This window comes from Streptomyces sp. BK340, from assembly GCF_007827595.1.
Classification (GTDB): Bacteria; Actinomycetota; Actinomycetes; order Streptomycetales; family Streptomycetaceae; genus Streptomyces.
Genome location: NZ_VISR01000009.1, coordinates 71321 through 85889, shown reverse-complemented (window position 1 = coordinate 85889; position 14569 = coordinate 71321). Strand labels below are relative to the sequence as shown.

The following is a 14569-nucleotide window of genomic DNA, read 5'->3' as shown; positions in this document are numbered from 1 at the left end:
ACACAGCAGTTCCACGGGAGGCTCGCCCACCGGCCGGATCCGGCCAGGTCAGTCGGCCAGCGGAGTGAGCAGCATGCGGCCGGCGAAGCCGACCGCCGCGTCGAGGCGTTCGGTGAGCTCCCCGGCGACGTCCTCGCAGCGGCGCAGTGCCCACAGGGCCCGGGCGGCCGCCCAGGTCGCGTCCCGCGCCCGCTCCAGGCTCCAGGAGCCCAGCAGATGGGTGATCGGGTCGGCGATCTGCAGCAGGTCGGGACCCGGCATCAGATCCTCGCGGATGCGCTCCTCCAGCGAGACGAGGAGGTCGCCCACGCGCTCGAACTCGTCCTCCAGATCGGCCGGTTCGCAGCGGAGCGTACGACAGGTGTCCACCACGGCCAGCGCCAGATCGTGTCCGATGTGCGCGTTGATGCCCGCGAGCGCGAACTGCAGCGGCCGTACCCCGGGGTGGCGGCGGAACTGGAACAGGGGCCGCCAGCAGGCGGGCGGGCGGCGGTCCCGCTCCACCGCGTCGACCGCCGCCAGATACCGCTCGGCGAACCGCACGTCCAGCGCGGACGCCGCCCGCCGGTCCGCGAACTCCCCGGCGTCCAGGCGCCGGTCGACCTCCTCGGTGACGGCGAGGTAGACGCGGTTGAACACGGCGACCCCGTCCCGCTCGGGCAACTCCGCGTCGAGGACACGCATTCGCGCGATCACGGCGTCGACAGGCGTGCTGAGGTGTTCCGACTGCGCCATGGGGGAAGGGTCCCAGCCCTGCCCCGCCCCGCGCACCGACCGCCCCGAGGCTTCGCCGGAACGGGGGAACGCGGGGCGGGGCAGGAGCGGGGGCGGCACCCGCCGAAAGCGCGGGAGTGGCAGCGCACTTGGGGAGGGGAAGGGAGAGCGTGTCAGGCTTACGTACCCGGCGGCTGGCCGCGCGCCGGGCCCGGCGCAGGCGGGCCCGCAGGCGGGCGGCGATGGTCGCGGTGGCCTCGGTGGTGACCCTGGTGGGCACGGTGACCGGGATGATCTCGGCGCTGGACCACGACCGGGGCTCCGGCCGGGCCCGGCCCGAGGTGGCCCACACCCGGAGCGCCGTGCCCCGGCCCGCCCTCCCCGTGCCGTCGCCCTCCCCGTCGAGGACCACGCGGAGTCCCACGGCCGAGTCGGAGCAGCCGCAGGCGCCGGCCACCGGCCGCACCCCGACCCGTACCGAGAGAAAGCGGCGGACCGACCCCGTGACCCCCCGTCTCTACCGCCACCCCGACTCCCAGGTGCTGGACTGGGTCCGCGCCCACCCCGACGACCCGCGCACCGCCCTCATCGCGTCCCGGATCGCCGGCCGGCCGGCGGCGGTGTGGTTCGCCGAGTACAGCCCGGACACCATCGCCGCCCGGGTGCGTGCGGTCACCGCGGGCGCGGCGGCGCAGGGGCGGGTCCCGGTGCTCGTGCCGTACGCGATCCCCGACCGCGACTGCGGCGGCGCCTCCCGGGGCGGGGCGCCGGACCTCGCGGCCTACGACGCCTGGATCGACGCCTTCGCCCGGGGGCTCGGCTCCGGCGAGGTGATCGTGATCCTGGAGCCGGACTCGATCGCCCAGTCCGGCTGTCTCCCGGACGCGGAGCGGACCGCCCGCTTCGCCTCGCTGGCCCGCGCGGGCCGGGCCCTGAAGGCCGCGAACCCGCGCGCGCGGGTCTACTACGACGCCGGCCACTCCGGCTGGAACCCGCCCGCCGAGCAGGCCGCCCTCCTGAGACAGGCGGGAGCCGTCGCCTCCGACGGCATCTTCAGCAACGTCTCCAACTTCCGCACCACGACCGACGAGATCGCCTACGACCGGCGGGTCCTCGACGCCCTCGGCGGACCGGCGAGCCTCGGCGCGGTCGTCGACACCAGCCGCAACGGCAACGGGGCGCCGCCCGACGGCCAGTGGTGCGACCCGGCCGGCCGCAGGATCGGCCGGGCACCGACCCTGACCACGGGCGAGGCCCGCATCGACGCCTACCTGTGGGTGAAGCTGCCGGGGGAGTCCGACGGCTGCCGGGGCGCGGCCGGGACGTTCACGCCGTCGTACGCCTACGACTTGGCGCGCTGACCGTCCTCGTCCCCCTCGTCGTACGTGGACGTGCCCTCGTCCAGCAGTGGTTCCTGCGGCTTGAGATGGGCGGGCGCGAAAGCGCCCAGGACGTGGTAGCCGGTGATGACGACCAGCGTGCCCAGCGCGATCCCGCTCAGGGTGAAGTTCTCGCCGAACTTCATGGAGACGTTGCCGACGCCGATGATGATGCCCGCGGCCGCCGGGACCAGGTTCAGGGGATTGCGCAGGTCCACCTTGGCGTTGATCCAGATCTGCGCGCCGAGCAGGCCGATCATGCCGTACAGGATGACGGTGATGCCGCCGAGGACACCGCCCGGGATCGCGGCCACGACCGCCCCGAACTTCGGGCAGACGCCGAACAGCAGCGCGAAGCCGGCGGCGGCCCAGTAGGCGGCCGTCGAGTAGACGCGGGTCGCGGCCATGACGCCGATGTTCTCGGAGTACGTGGTGTTGGGCGGACCGCCGACCGCGGTGGACAGCATGGAGCCGACGCCGTCGGCCGAGATCGCCGTACCGAGCTGGTCGTCCAGACGGGTGCCGGTCATCTCGCCGACCGCCTTGACGTGCCCGGCGTTCTCCGCGACCAGCGCGATGACGACGGGCAGCGCGACCAGGATCGCCGACCACTGGAAGGACGGCCCGTGGAAGGCGGGCAGCCCGATCCAGTCGGCCTTGGAGACACCGGAGAGGTCGAGCCGCCAGTGGTCGGTGACCTTGCCGCTTGCGTCCACCGAGTGGATCTTCCCGAAGACCAGGTCGAAGGCCCAGGAGATGCCGTACCCGAAGACCAGGCCCAGGAAGATCGCGATACGGGACCAGAAACCACGCAGACAGACGACGGCCAGACCGGTGAAGAACATGACCAGCAGCGCCGTCCACTGGTCCTGCGGCCAGTACGTGGAGGCGGTCACCGGGGCCAGGTTGAAGCCGATCAGCATGACCACCGCGCCGGTGACGATCGGCGGCATGACCACGTGGATGATGTGCGCCCCGAAGCGCTGCACCGCGAGACCCACGAGGAACAGCGCGGCGCCGACCACGAAGACCGCGCCGGTCACCGTGGCGCTCGTACCGCCCTGCGCGCGGATGACGGCGGCCACGCCGACGAACGACAGGGAACAGCCCAGATAGCTCGGCACCCGGCCACGGGTGGCGAGCAGGAAGATCACGGTCGCCACGCCCGACATCATGATCGCCAGGTTCGGGTCGAGGCCCATGAGGACGGGTGCCACGAAGGACGCCCCGAACATCGCCACGACGTGCTGGGCGCCGAGGCCCACCGTGCGCGGCCAGGAGAGCCGTTCGTCGGGGCGTACCACCGCTCCGGGTGCGGGCGTGCGCCCGTCATCGTGCAGCTTCCAGCGCACGCCGAGGTCCATGGTGGGGTTTCGCTTTCTCTGTACGTGAAGACGGTCCGGACCATTGTCACGGGTACCTGGCCGCTCTACGCTCGCACGGTCCTACTCATGAATTATGTTCACATACCTGATCACCCTATGCGTGATGATCGGAGTGCTCGATGAGTGGAAGATCCCGTGCGACCGTGCTGCTGGCCGCCGTGGTGACCTTCGCTGCCGCGCTCGTCCCCACCGCCCACGCGGCACCCAAGGCCCCCCGGACGGCCGTCCTGGACGGCGCCCGCCTCCAGCAGGCCCGGAGCCGTGCGGACCACGATCCCCGGCTCCGGCGCGCGCTCGAGGACCTGACCGCCCGCGCGGACGCCTGGCTCGGCCAGGGCCCCTGGACGGTCGTCGACAAACCGAGGCCCGCCCCCGGCGGCGACGTCCACGAGTACCTGAGCCAGGCCCCCTACTGGTGGCCCACGACGACCCCCACCGCCGGCAACCCCTGGGGCTGCCCGTACGTCCAGCGCGACGGCCGGCGCAATCCCGAGGTGGACAGCGGCACCGACCGCCAGGACGTGGAGAAGGTCTTCGACTCCGCCTACGAGCTGTCCCTCGCCTGGTACTACACCGGCAGGCGGAGCTATGCCGAGAAGGCCGGGCAGATCCTGCGCACCTGGTTCCTCGCCCCGGCCACCCGGATGAACCCCGACCTGGACCACGCCCAGTTCATCCCGTGCAAGTACGACGGCCGGGCCATCGGCATCATCGACTTCTCGCAGTCGTACACGAGCGTGCTGGACGCCCAGGCGATCCTCGCCACCGGCGCTCCCGGCTGGAGCGCCGGGGACCGTACCGCGATGGGCAAGTGGAACACCGACTTCCTCGGCTGGCTGAAGAACAGCGACTTCGGCAGGCAGGAGGGAGCGGCCGCCAACAACCACGGCACCTTCTACGACATGCAGCTCGCCGCCCTGGCCTACGCCACCGGCGACACGGACCTGGCCCGGCGGACCGTGCTCGACGCGCGCGCCAAGCGGATCGCCCCGCAGATCGCCGCCGACGGTGGTCAGCCGCAAGAACTGGCCCGCACCCGTAGCTGGCACTACTCGGTCTTCGATCTCGTCGCCTACACCCGCCTCGCCGCCATCGGCCGGCACGTGGGCGTGAACCTCTGGTCCTATCGGGGGCCGGACGGGCAGAGCCTGTTCAAGGCGGTGGACTATCTGCTGCCGGCCGCGACCGGTGCCGCCGCCTGGCCGCACCCCGAGCTGGAGTTCTCCCGCTACGCCGCGAGCGACGTCGTCCACGCGGCGGCGGACGCCGGTGACGCGGCGGCGAAGGCGGCCGTGTCCGAACTCCAGGCACCACCCGGCGGTGACCTGTGGGCGCTGCGGCCCGCCGCCGAGCAGCTGGACTCGATAGCGGGCTGACCGGGTCCGACCGGGTCCGGCCAGGTCCCTTCCCGGCCGGGGCTCCTGAGCGGTCGCTTAGTATGTGGTGTCCCCACCGCCACGTACCGCACGCTCAGGAGCCCCTCCCGTGACCGCCGAAGCCCCGATCGCCCCCGCCGTCGCACATGGCCGGCTGATCCCCGTCACCGTCCACTTCGACGACCTGGACGCGCTGGGGCTGCTCCACAACGCCCGCTATCCGCTGATGGTGGAGCGTGCCTGGGCCGAGCTGTGGAACGAGTACGGCATCCGGTTCGACGGCGACTGGGTGGCCGCCGGTGACGCCTGCAACGCCGTCCGCGAACTGCGGATCAGCTACGAGGCGCCCGTGACCCGCCCCGGCGGCTACGCCGTCCACCTGTGGCTGGAACGGCTCGGCACCACCGGCCTGACCTACGGCTTCCGCTTCTGCTCGGCCGACGGTGCGCAGACCTACGCCCAGGGCGCCCGGGTCCTGGTCCGGCTGGACGCGACGACCCTGCGCCCCGCGCCGTGGAGCGACTCCTTCAGGGCCGTGGGTCGGGAACTGCTGCGGCCTGCGGACTGACCTGCGCGCGCCCGGCGTACCCCGCGGTGCGCAGCACTCCCGCGAACACGGCGAGCCCGCAGGCCAGCACGGTCACCACACCGAACGAGACCACCAGGCTGGTCGCCTGCGCCACCCCGCCGATCAGGCTGGGCGCGATCAGCCCCGAGGTGTAGGTGATGGTGGCCACGCCCGCTATCGCCTGGCTGGGGTTGGGGCCCGCGTGACCGGCGGCCGCGAAGCACAGCGGCACGACCACGGCGATCCCGAGCCCCATCAGTGCGAACCCGGCCATCGCCACCGCCGGATGCCCCGCGACGACGATCAGCAGGCCGCCGAGACCGGCCAGGACTCCGCCGGCCCGGACGGTGCGGACCGCTCCGAAGCGGTTCACCACCGCGTCCCCGGCGATCCTCGCCACCGCCATCGTGAGCATGAACCCCGTCGTCGACGCCGCCGCCAGACCGGCCGAGGTGTCCAGCCGGTCCCGCAGGAACACCGCCGACCAGTCCAGGCTCGCCCCCTCCGCGAACACCGCACAGAAGCCGACCGCGCCGATCAGCAGGGCCGAGCGGGGCGGCAGCGCGAACCGCGGCGGCGGCTCCTCGTCCTCGGCGGGCTGCAGGTCGAGCACCCACCCGCAGGCCAGCAGGCCGAACAGGGTGAGGACGGCGGCGGCCGACACGAAATGCAGGCGCGCGTCCGAACCCAGGTGGGCGGCGAGCGTACCGGCGGCCGAGCCGATGAGCGCGCCCGCGCTCCACATGCCGTGCAGTCCGGACATGATCGACTTCCCGAGCAGTCGCTCCACCTCGACACCCAGCGCGTTCATCGCCACGTCGGCCATGCCCGCGGTCGCCCCGTAGGCGAACATCGCCAGGCACAGCGTGTACAGGTTCGGCGCGAGGGACGGCAGCACCAGCGACAGCGTCCACAGCGTCATCAGCCCGCGCAGCGCCGTCCGGCTGCCGAAGCGGTGACTGATCCGGCCCGCCAGCGGCATCGCGCACGAGGCGCCGAACGCCGTGAACGCGAGTGCGAATCCGAGCTGTCCCGCGCTCAGTGCGGCATGCTCCTGGATCCACGGCACGCGGGTCGCGAAGGAGCCGGTCACGGCGCCGTGCACGGCGAACACGGCGGCCACGGCATACCGGGCGCGCCTGACCTCGTCTCGCGTGTGCCCCACGTCACCCATGGTCCAGCCCCTCCCCGGGAGTTCCCCACCGCTTCGTCGCGGCGTCGCCGTAAACTATCAGGGACCCTGCCTGATAGATAGCGGGTATGACAGCCGCCCGCGTCTGGGAGGATTCCGGTCATGCCCGCATCACCCAGCACCGCCCGGGCCATCAACGACCGGCTCGCCCTGCGCCTGTTGCAGCAGGAAGGCCCGCTGACGGCAGGGCAGTTGAAGCAGCTGACCGGACTGTCCCGGCCGACCGTCGCCGACCTCGTCGAACGGCTCACCGCCTCCGGTCTGATCACGGTGGTCGGCGAGTCCGGCGAGCAGCGCCGGGGCCCCAACGCGCGGCTCTACGGCATCGTCGCCGACCGCGCCCACCTGGCCGCCCTCGACGTCCGCACCGGGGGCGTCTTCGTGCTGGTCTCCGACCTCGTCGGGCGGGTACTGGCCGAGGCGGCCGTGCCGATCGGCGGGGACACCGGGACCGGGCCCGCCGTGGAGCAGGTGGTGGCGGCGGTGGAGCGCACGGCGAAGGAGGCCGGCGCGGACCGTCTGCACACCGTCGGCATCGGGGCACCCGGCCTCGTCGACCCCGCCACCGGCGACCTGCGCGACTCCGGCGGCCTGCCCGCCTGGCACCGGCGCCTGGCCGCGGCCCTGCAGGAACGGCTGCCCGATGCCCGGGTCACCGTGGAGAACGAGACCAACCTGGCCGCCCTGGCCGAGCAGCGCGAGGGCGCCGCCCGCGACCGGGACACCTTCGTCCTGCTCTGGCTGGGCCATGGCGTCGGGGCCGCGGTCGTCCTGGACGGCGTCCTCCGCCGCGGCGCCTCCGGCGGCACGGGCGAGATCGGCTTCCTGCCGGTCCCGGGGACGACCGCACTGCCCTCGGCGACGGACTGCGACGGCGGCTACCACTCGCTGGCCGGAGCGGCGGCGGTCGGCGCACTGGCCCGGGAGTACGGCCTGCCGAGGGCGGAGCCGGTGGACGGGCCCGGTGTCGCGGTCGTGGTGCGTGAAGCGGTCGCCGAGGCGACCGGACCGCCCGGCGGTGGTTCCGGCCCCGCCGACCGCTTCCTCGAGGCGCTCGCCCACCGGGTCGCCATCGGGGCCGCCTCCGTCGCCTCCATCCTCGACCCCGGGTGCGTGGTCCTGGGCGGCGAGGTCGGGCAGGCCGGGGGAGCGGTGCTCGCCGCGCGCGTGGGGGACCGGCTCCGCCGTATGTCACCGCTGGCCACCGAGGTACGGGCCGGCAGCCTCGGCGGCGCCGCGGTCCTGCGCGGTGCCCTGCTGACGGCCCGGGACCGGGCCCAGGACGAACTGTTCGCACCGGCGGAGCGCCAGGGTCTGTCCTAGAGCCGGTCGTCAGGGCACCGGCGGGGCGTTGCTCCTGCCGGGACGTCACTGTCCGAAGCGCCGGGCCAGGTACTCCTCGAACGTCCCCTTGCCCACCGCCTGCTCCGGTGCCAGATGGCCGCCCGAGCGGAAGGCGCGGTACGTCTTCCCGAACAGCGGCACGCTGAGCACCGGCCGGCGCCGCCCCGTCGCCCGGAGGCAGGCGCGGGCCAGCGAGTCGAACGTCCGCACCTCCGGCCCGCCCATGTCCGGTACCCGGCCGGCCGGTGCCGCGAGCGCCGACTCCGCCAGGCGGTCGGCCACTTCGGCCACCTCCACCGGCTGGTCAGACACCCCGGCCGGCAGCAGCACGACGGGCGACTTGGCCAGCCCCCGGACAACCGTCACCACCAGGTCGTGGAACTGCGTCGCCCGCAGCACGGTCCAGCCGAGCCCCGACTCCTCGATCCGCCGCTCCACCGCGAGCTTGGAGCGATAGTAGCCGAACGGCACCCGGTCGACGCCGACGATGGAGATGTACACCAGGTGGCCCACCCCGGCCCGCCGTGCCGCCGCGATCAGGTGGTCCGCCGCCTGCTCGTCGCCGCCGCGCGGAGAGCTCGCGCAGTGCACGACCGTCTCCACGCCGTCCAGGGCCTCGTCCAGGCCGGGCCCGCCCTCGCGCAGGTCGACGGCGTAGGGCCGGGTGTGCCGGCTGAGCACCCGCACCTCGTGCCCGTCCGCCCGCAGCCGCTCGGTGACGAGCCGTCCGAGCGTGCCGGTTCCGCCGGTCACCAGGATCGTGGTCATGCTGTTTCCGTCCCTCCGGACTCCGGGACGCCCCCGGTCGGAGCGCCCTTCGTCAACTGAGACCGCGCAGCCCCCGTAAATGTGACAAGCGCCGACGGGCCCCGGCTACGGACGGATCAGCTGCCGCCGCACATACTCCAGCTTGTCCGGGTTCATCACGGCCCACACGCCGGCGACCAGCCCGTCCACCAGCTCGAACTCGACGATCCCGACCAGTGTGCCGCCCACCCACGAGGCCACCCCGATCGCGCCGTTGACCTCCACCACCGTGTACTCCAGGCCCACGCCGAAGCGCTGCGAGGCGCCCGCCGCGAAGCGGGCGACCTTCTCCCGGCCCTCGATCGGCCGCAGGGCCGCAGTGACCTTGCCGCCTCCGTCGCTCCACCAGGTCACGTCCGCCGCGAGCAGCTTCTCCAGGCCGGTGAGGTCACCCTCCCGGGCCGCCGTGAGGAACGATGTCACCAGCTCCTCCCGGCGCTCGGGAGCGGGCTCGAAGCGGGACTCCGTCGCGGCCACCCGGCCCACCGCCCGCCGGTACAGCTGACGGCAGTTGGACTCGCTCAGGTCCAGGACGTCCGCGATCTCCCGGTGGCCGTAGCCGAACGCCTCGCGCAGCACGTACACCGCGCGCTCGGTGGGCGTCAGCCGCTCCAGCAGCACCAGCATCGCCATCGAGACCTGCTCGCGCGCCTCCGCCGACTCCAGCGGCCCGAGCGAACCGTCGGAGGTGACCACCGGCTCCGGCAGCCACTGCCCGACGTACTCCTCACGGCGCGCCCGGGCCGAGGTCAGCCGGTTCAGGCACAGGTTGGTGACGGTTCTGGCGAGCCACGCCCCGAGATGCTCGATACCCGCGCGGTCGGCGCCGCTGAGCCGCAGATACGCGTCCTGCACCGCGTCCTCCGCCTCCTGTGCGGAGCCGAGCAGGCGGTAGGCCAGGCCGAACAGCCGGGGGCGGTGGGACTCGAACTCGTCGGCGAGCAGGGGCGGCGTCGTCATGGACTCACCCTGTCAGAGGCATGGCGACCCGGCGGCGGGCAAGGGCCGTCGACACCGCCACCGGGCCCGCCCGCACCCTAAAAGGACTAGACCAGTACGGTCAATGGGTCTGGACCAAGGTCAATCCCGGCTCTCCGCAGGGCAGTTGACCAGGCCGGTCCCGGTGCGCAAGTCCGGCGACACACGCTGTGAGGGAGCCCACACCCTTCGTCTGTCTGGAAGGCGATCCGGCGTGGCACACTGGCCGTGTACCAGAAGCAGCGCACTCCGGGGTCGGTGAAAGTCCGAACCGGCGGTTACAGTCCGCGACCCGGTCGCTTCCAGCGGCCGGTTGACCAGGTGAAATTCCTGGACCGACGGTTAAAGTCCGGATGGGAGGCAGTGCGCGGCGGGCGGGCATGTTCGTGTGCGCGCCGCCGTATCTGGGCTCGTCCGTGTACGGACGGGTCCCTTTTCGGCGTCGGCTGCGCTCACGGTATTGCTCACCCGTACATTCTGTCGTCATCGACAGGCCCCGGAGTCCGTGCCCCAATGAGGCAGGAGGACCCGGGAAGTGTTCACCGGAATCGTCGAAGAGCTGGGTGAGGTCACCGCCGTCGAGAATCTCGGCGACTCCTCCCGTTTCCGGCTCCGCGGCCCCGTCGTGACCGAGGGCGCGCAGCACGGCGACTCCATCGCCGTGAACGGCGTCTGTCTCACCGTCGTGGAGCACGAGGGTGACGAGTTCACGGCCGACGTCATGGCCGAGACCCTGAAGCGTTCCAGCCTGGGCGTGCTCACCGTCGGCTCCCGGGTCAACCTCGAGCGCCCCACCGCCGTGGGCGCGCGCCTCGGCGGGCACATCGTGCAGGGCCACGTGGACGGCACCGGTCAGGTGCTGGCCCGCACGCCGTCCGAGAACTGGGAGATCGTCAGGATCTCGCTCCCCGCGGACCTCGCCCGATACGTCGTCGAGAAGGGCTCCGTCACCGTCGACGGCATCAGCCTCACCGTCGTCGAGGCGGGCCCGGACTACTTCACCGTCAGCCTCATCCCGACCACCCTCGACCTGACCACGCTCGGCCACAAGCAGCCCGGCGACCCGGTCAACCTCGAGGTGGACGTCATCGCCAAGTACGTGGAGCGGCTGCTCGCGGCCGGTCAGGGGGCCGGCAAGTGAGCTGGCTGAACTCCGAGGCGTTCACCATGTTCGGCCAGCACATCATCTGGTCCGACATGGTCGGCAACATCCTGGGCCTCATCACCCTCGCCCTCGGCTGGCGCCGGTCCCTGTGGACCTGGCCGGTGCAGTTCCTGTCCGGTCTCGTCCTCTTCGCCGCCTTCTACGGCCACCTGACCGGCAGCGCCGGCAAGCAGGCCGTCGTCATGGCCGTCGCCCTGTACGGCTGGTGGCAGTGGCGGCGCAGCAAGGGCACGGCCGAGGACGGGCAGATCGTCCCCCGCTTCGCCACCTGGCGCGAGCGCGCGGCGATGCTCGCCGCAGCCGCCGCGGGCACCGTCGCGGTGGCCCTGCTGTTCACGGCCTACCCGAAGCTCTCCTGGGACCCCTGGCCGGACGCCTACATCTTCGTCGGCACCATCGTCGCCATGTACGCCCAGGCCAAGGGCATGGTCGAGTTCTGGTTCGCCTGGCTGCTCGTCGACGTCGTCGGCGTGCCCCTCAACTTCGCCAACGGCTACGCATTCTCCGGTTTCGTCTACGTCATCTACGGCGCGCTCGTCCTGTGGGGCATGCGCGACTGGTGGCTGCGCTCCCGCCGGACCGCGCAGCCGGTCCTGGAAGGAGCACCGGCATGACTACGGCACCCGTCCTCTACAGCCCGGACGACATCGAGGACTTCACGCTCGACCCGGTCGAGCAGGCCATCGCCGACATCGCCGCCGGCCGCCCGATCGTGGTCGTCGACGACGAGGACCGCGAGAACGAGGGCGACCTCGTCGTCGCCGCCGAGAAGGTGACCCCAGAGATCGTCGCCTTCATGATGAGCGAGTGCCGGGGCCTGATCTGCGCGCCCATGGAGGGCGACGAACTCGACCGGCTGCAGCTGCCGCAGATGGTCGCGGACAACACCGAGTCGATGAAGACGGCGTTCACGGTCTCCGTCGACGCCTCCGCCGAGCACGGCGTCACCACCGGCATCTCGGCCGCCGACCGCGCCACCACGCTCCAGCTGCTGGCCGACGGCACCGCCGAGCCCACCGACTTCGTCCGCCCCGGCCACATCTTCCCGCTGCGCGCCCGGGAGGGCGGCGTCCTGGTCCGCAACGGCCACACCGAGGCCGCCGTCGACCTCGCCAGGCTCGCCGGCCTGCGGCCGGCCGGCGCCATCGTGGAGATCGCCGGCGAGGACGGCCGGATGCTGCGGCTGCCCGAGCTGATCCCGTTCGCCCGCAAGCACGGCCTGACGATCATCTCCATCGAGGACCTGATCGCCTACCGCCGGGGCAGCGAGCCCACCGTCCGCCGCGAGGCCGAGACCCGCCTGCCCACCGCGCACGGCACCTTCACCGCCTACGGCTACCGGTCCACGCTCGACGGCGTCGAGCACGTCGCCCTCGTGCACGGCGAGATCGGCGAGGGCGAGGACGTCCTGGTCCGTGTCCACTCCGAATGCCTCACCGGTGACGTCTTCGGCTCCCTGCGCTGCGACTGCGGCCCCCAGCTGGACACCGCCCTGGACCGCATCCAGGAGGAGGGCCGCGGGGTCGTCGTCTACCTGCGCGGACACGAGGGACGCGGCATCGGCCTGCTGTCCAAGCTGCGCGCCTACGAGCTTCAGGAGCAGGGCCACGACACCCTGGACGCCAACCTCGAACTCGGCCTGCCCGCCGACGCCCGCGACTACGGCGCCGGCGCGCAGATCCTCGCCGACCTCGGCGTCCGCAGCGTCCGCCTGATGACCAACAACCCCGAGAAGACCGACGCGTTGCTGCACCACGGTCTGAAGGTCACCGGCCGTGAGCCGATGCCCGTCCAGGCCGGCGAGCACAACCTCCGGTACCTGCGCACCAAGCGGGACCGGATGGGGCACGACCTGCCCTGGCTGGACACGCCCGCCGTGGCAGCCTCTGCGGCCGCATCAGCGGCCACCTGCCCCAACCAGTAAGTGAAAGCACTAAGGAGAGACGTGAGCGGCAAGGGTGCACCGGAACTGTCCGTACGCAACGTGAGTGACCTCAGGGTCGCGGTCATCGCTGCGCAGTGGCACGAGAAGGTGATGGACGGTCTGGTGGACGGCGCCCTGCGCGCCCTGCACGAGCTGGGCATCGACGAGCCGACCCTGATCCGGGTCCCCGGCACGTTCGAGCTGCCGGTCGCCGCCAAGGTCCTCGCGGGCCGGGGCTACGACGCGGTGGTCGCCCTCGGTGTCGTCATCCGCGGCGGCACCCCCCACTTCGACTACGTGTGCCAGGGCGTCACCCAGGGCCTCACCCAGGTGGCCGTCGAGACCGGCGTCCCCGTCGGCTTCGGTGTGCTCACCTGCGACACCGAGGAGCAGGCCCTGGACCGGGCCGGTATCGAGGGCTCCAACGAGGACAAGGGGCACGAGGCCGTGACGGCCGCGGTGGCGACGGCGGCCACGCTCCGCTCAGTATCTGAACCCTGGCACTAGGGAGTCCCCCGAACCGCGTAGGGTGGGGCTCACCATGTCCAAGAAGACGTTCGAGGAGCTCTTCACCGAGCTCCAGCACAAGGCCGCCCACGGCGATCCCGCCTCCTCCCGCACCGCCGAGCTGGTCGGCAAGGGCGTCCATGCCATCGGCAAGAAGGTCGTCGAGGAGGCCGCCGAGGTCTGGATGGCCGCCGAGTACGAGGGCAAGGAGGCGGCCGCCGAGGAGATCTCGCAGCTGCTGTACCACGTCCAGGTGATGATGATCGCCCGCGGGATCTCCCTCGACGACGTCTACGCCCACCTGTAAGCCGCACGCCGTAAAGAGCCCCCAGCACACTCCCCTTCACGCAAAGGAAGCCGACCTCATGCTGCGCATCGCCGTCCCCAACAAGGGTTCACTGTCCGGCCCTGCGGCGGAGATGCTTCATGAGGCCGGCTACCAGCAGCGCCGGGAGTCCAAAGAGCTGCGGATCGTGGACCCGGAGAACGAGGTCGAGTTCTTCTACCTCCGCCCCCGCGACATCGCGATCTACGTCTCCTCCGGCCGCCTCGACATCGGCATCACCGGTCGTGACCTGCTCGTCGACTCCGCCGCCGGTGCCGAGGAGATCCTGCCGCTCGGCTTCGCCCGCTCCACCTTCCGCTTCGCCGCCAAGCCCGGCACCGCGAACGGCATCGAGGACCTGAAGGGCAAGACGGTCGCCACCTCCTACGAGGGGATCGTCGCCAAGCACCTCGCCGACAGCGGCATCGAGGCCTCCGTCGTCCACCTCGACGGCGCCGTCGAGACCGCGATCGAGCTGGGCGTCGCCGAGGTCATCGCCGACGTCGTCGAGACCGGCACCTCGCTGCGCAACGCGGGCCTGGAGGTCTTCGGCGAGCCGATCATGAAGTCCGAGGCCGTCGTCATCCGCCGCACCGGCGCCGACGACGAGGATGCCGCCGAGCCCAAGGTTCAGCAGTTCCTGCGCCGCCTCCAGGGCGTCCTGGTCGCCCGGACCTACGTGATGATGGACTACGACTGCCGTGTCGAGCAGCTCGAGAAGGCCGTCGCCCTGACGCCCGGCCTGGAGTCGCCGACCGTCTCCCCGCTGCACAACGAGGGCTGGGTCGCCGTCCGCGCCATGGTCCCCGCCAAGGAGGCGCAGCGGATCATGGACGACCTGTACGAGATCGGTGCCCGGGCCATCCTGACCACGGCCATCCACGCCTGCCGCCTCTGAGGGGTAC

At 72.2% G+C, this 14569-nt stretch carries 15 protein-coding genes and 1 riboswitch; of the genes, 10 read left to right on the top strand and 5 right to left on the bottom strand.

Annotated elements, in window-relative coordinates; translation table 11 throughout:
• Positions 1-48: 48 nt before the first annotated feature.
• The gene (locus FB157_RS18340; protein ID WP_145881042.1) at positions 49-735 is read right to left on the bottom strand and encodes a DUF5995 family protein; all 687 of its coding nucleotides are present in this window, start codon (positions 733-735) and stop codon (positions 49-51) included.
• 221 nt (positions 736-956) lie between these two features.
• Between FB157_RS18340 and FB157_RS18335 the strand changes: the two genes are divergently transcribed.
• Positions 957-2075, top strand: coding sequence for a glycoside hydrolase family 6 protein (locus tag FB157_RS18335; protein ID WP_145881344.1), 1119 nt, complete (start codon positions 957-959; stop codon positions 2073-2075).
• On the opposite strand, the gene FB157_RS18330 is transcribed toward FB157_RS18335, so the two are convergent.
• Positions 2057-3457, bottom strand: a complete 1401-nt coding sequence (locus FB157_RS18330) for a uracil-xanthine permease family protein (RefSeq protein WP_145881040.1) — start codon at positions 3455-3457, stop codon at positions 2057-2059. The two genes, FB157_RS18335 and FB157_RS18330, sit on opposite strands and share 19 nt — an antisense overlap.
• A 140-nt stretch (positions 3458-3597) precedes the next feature.
• Between FB157_RS18330 and FB157_RS18325 the strand changes: the two genes are divergently transcribed.
• Together FB157_RS18325 and FB157_RS18320 are read left to right on the top strand one after the other, a co-directional pair.
• A complete protein-coding gene (locus FB157_RS18325) occupies positions 3598-4854 on the top strand; it encodes an alginate lyase family protein (RefSeq protein ID WP_145881038.1) in 1257 nt (418 codons plus the stop codon).
• Positions 4855-4963: 109 nt separating this feature from the next.
• Positions 4964-5422: a thioesterase family protein gene (locus FB157_RS18320; protein ID WP_145881036.1), complete on the top strand. Its 459-nt coding sequence runs from the start codon at positions 4964-4966 to the stop codon at positions 5420-5422.
• Here the strand turns inward: FB157_RS18320 and FB157_RS18315 are convergent.
• Positions 5382-6596 carry an MFS transporter gene (locus tag FB157_RS18315; RefSeq protein ID WP_145881034.1) on the bottom strand — a complete coding sequence of 405 codons (1215 nt, stop codon included), beginning with the start codon at positions 6594-6596 and terminating at the stop codon, positions 5382-5384. The genes FB157_RS18320 and FB157_RS18315 overlap by 41 nt on opposite strands.
• Positions 6597-6716: 120 nt before the next feature.
• Between FB157_RS18315 and FB157_RS18310 the strand changes: the two genes are divergently transcribed.
• A complete protein-coding gene (locus FB157_RS18310; protein WP_145881032.1) occupies positions 6717-7937 on the top strand; it encodes an ROK family transcriptional regulator in 1221 nt (406 codons plus the stop codon).
• 45 nt (positions 7938-7982) lie between these two features.
• Here FB157_RS18310 and FB157_RS18305 read toward each other — a convergent pair whose 3' ends face one another.
• Together FB157_RS18305 and FB157_RS18300 are read right to left on the bottom strand one after the other, a co-directional pair.
• The gene (locus FB157_RS18305; RefSeq protein ID WP_145881030.1) at positions 7983-8726 is read right to left on the bottom strand and encodes an SDR family oxidoreductase; all 744 of its coding nucleotides are present in this window, start codon (positions 8724-8726) and stop codon (positions 7983-7985) included.
• A gap of 105 nt (positions 8727-8831) precedes the next feature.
• Entirely contained in the window at positions 8832-9725 is an 894-nt protein-coding gene (locus tag FB157_RS18300; RefSeq protein WP_145881028.1) for an RNA polymerase sigma-70 factor, read from the bottom strand.
• Positions 9726-9983: 258 nt separating this feature from the next.
• A riboswitch (FMN riboswitch) is annotated at positions 9984-10114 on the top strand.
• A 164-nt stretch (positions 10115-10278) separates the two neighbouring features.
• Here FB157_RS18300 and FB157_RS18295 point away from each other — a divergent pair.
• The 6 genes from FB157_RS18295 to hisG are packed head-to-tail and all read left to right on the top strand — an operon-like array spanning position 10279 to position 14562.
• Positions 10279-10884: a riboflavin synthase gene (locus FB157_RS18295; RefSeq protein WP_145881026.1), complete on the top strand. Its 606-nt coding sequence runs from the start codon at positions 10279-10281 to the stop codon at positions 10882-10884.
• Positions 10881-11522, top strand: coding sequence for a nicotinamide mononucleotide transporter family protein (locus tag FB157_RS18290; RefSeq protein WP_145881024.1), 642 nt, complete (start codon positions 10881-10883; stop codon positions 11520-11522). The genes FB157_RS18295 and FB157_RS18290 overlap by 4 nt, the downstream gene beginning before the upstream one ends.
• The gene (locus FB157_RS18285) at positions 11519-12832 is read left to right on the top strand and encodes a bifunctional 3,4-dihydroxy-2-butanone-4-phosphate synthase/GTP cyclohydrolase II (protein ID WP_145881022.1); all 1314 of its coding nucleotides are present in this window, start codon (positions 11519-11521) and stop codon (positions 12830-12832) included. The genes FB157_RS18290 and FB157_RS18285 overlap by 4 nt, the downstream gene beginning before the upstream one ends.
• A gap of 21 nt (positions 12833-12853) precedes the next feature.
• Positions 12854-13339, top strand: a complete 486-nt coding sequence (ribH, locus tag FB157_RS18280) for a 6,7-dimethyl-8-ribityllumazine synthase (protein ID WP_094221666.1) — start codon at positions 12854-12856, stop codon at positions 13337-13339.
• A 34-nt stretch (positions 13340-13373) separates the two neighbouring features.
• The gene (locus tag FB157_RS18275; RefSeq protein ID WP_145881020.1) at positions 13374-13646 is read left to right on the top strand and encodes a phosphoribosyl-ATP diphosphatase; all 273 of its coding nucleotides are present in this window, start codon (positions 13374-13376) and stop codon (positions 13644-13646) included.
• Between the two features lie 58 nt (positions 13647-13704).
• Positions 13705-14562 carry an ATP phosphoribosyltransferase gene (hisG, locus tag FB157_RS18270; RefSeq protein WP_145881018.1) on the top strand — a complete coding sequence of 286 codons (858 nt, stop codon included), beginning with the start codon at positions 13705-13707 and terminating at the stop codon, positions 14560-14562.
• The last annotated feature ends 7 nt before the right edge of the window (positions 14563-14569 follow it).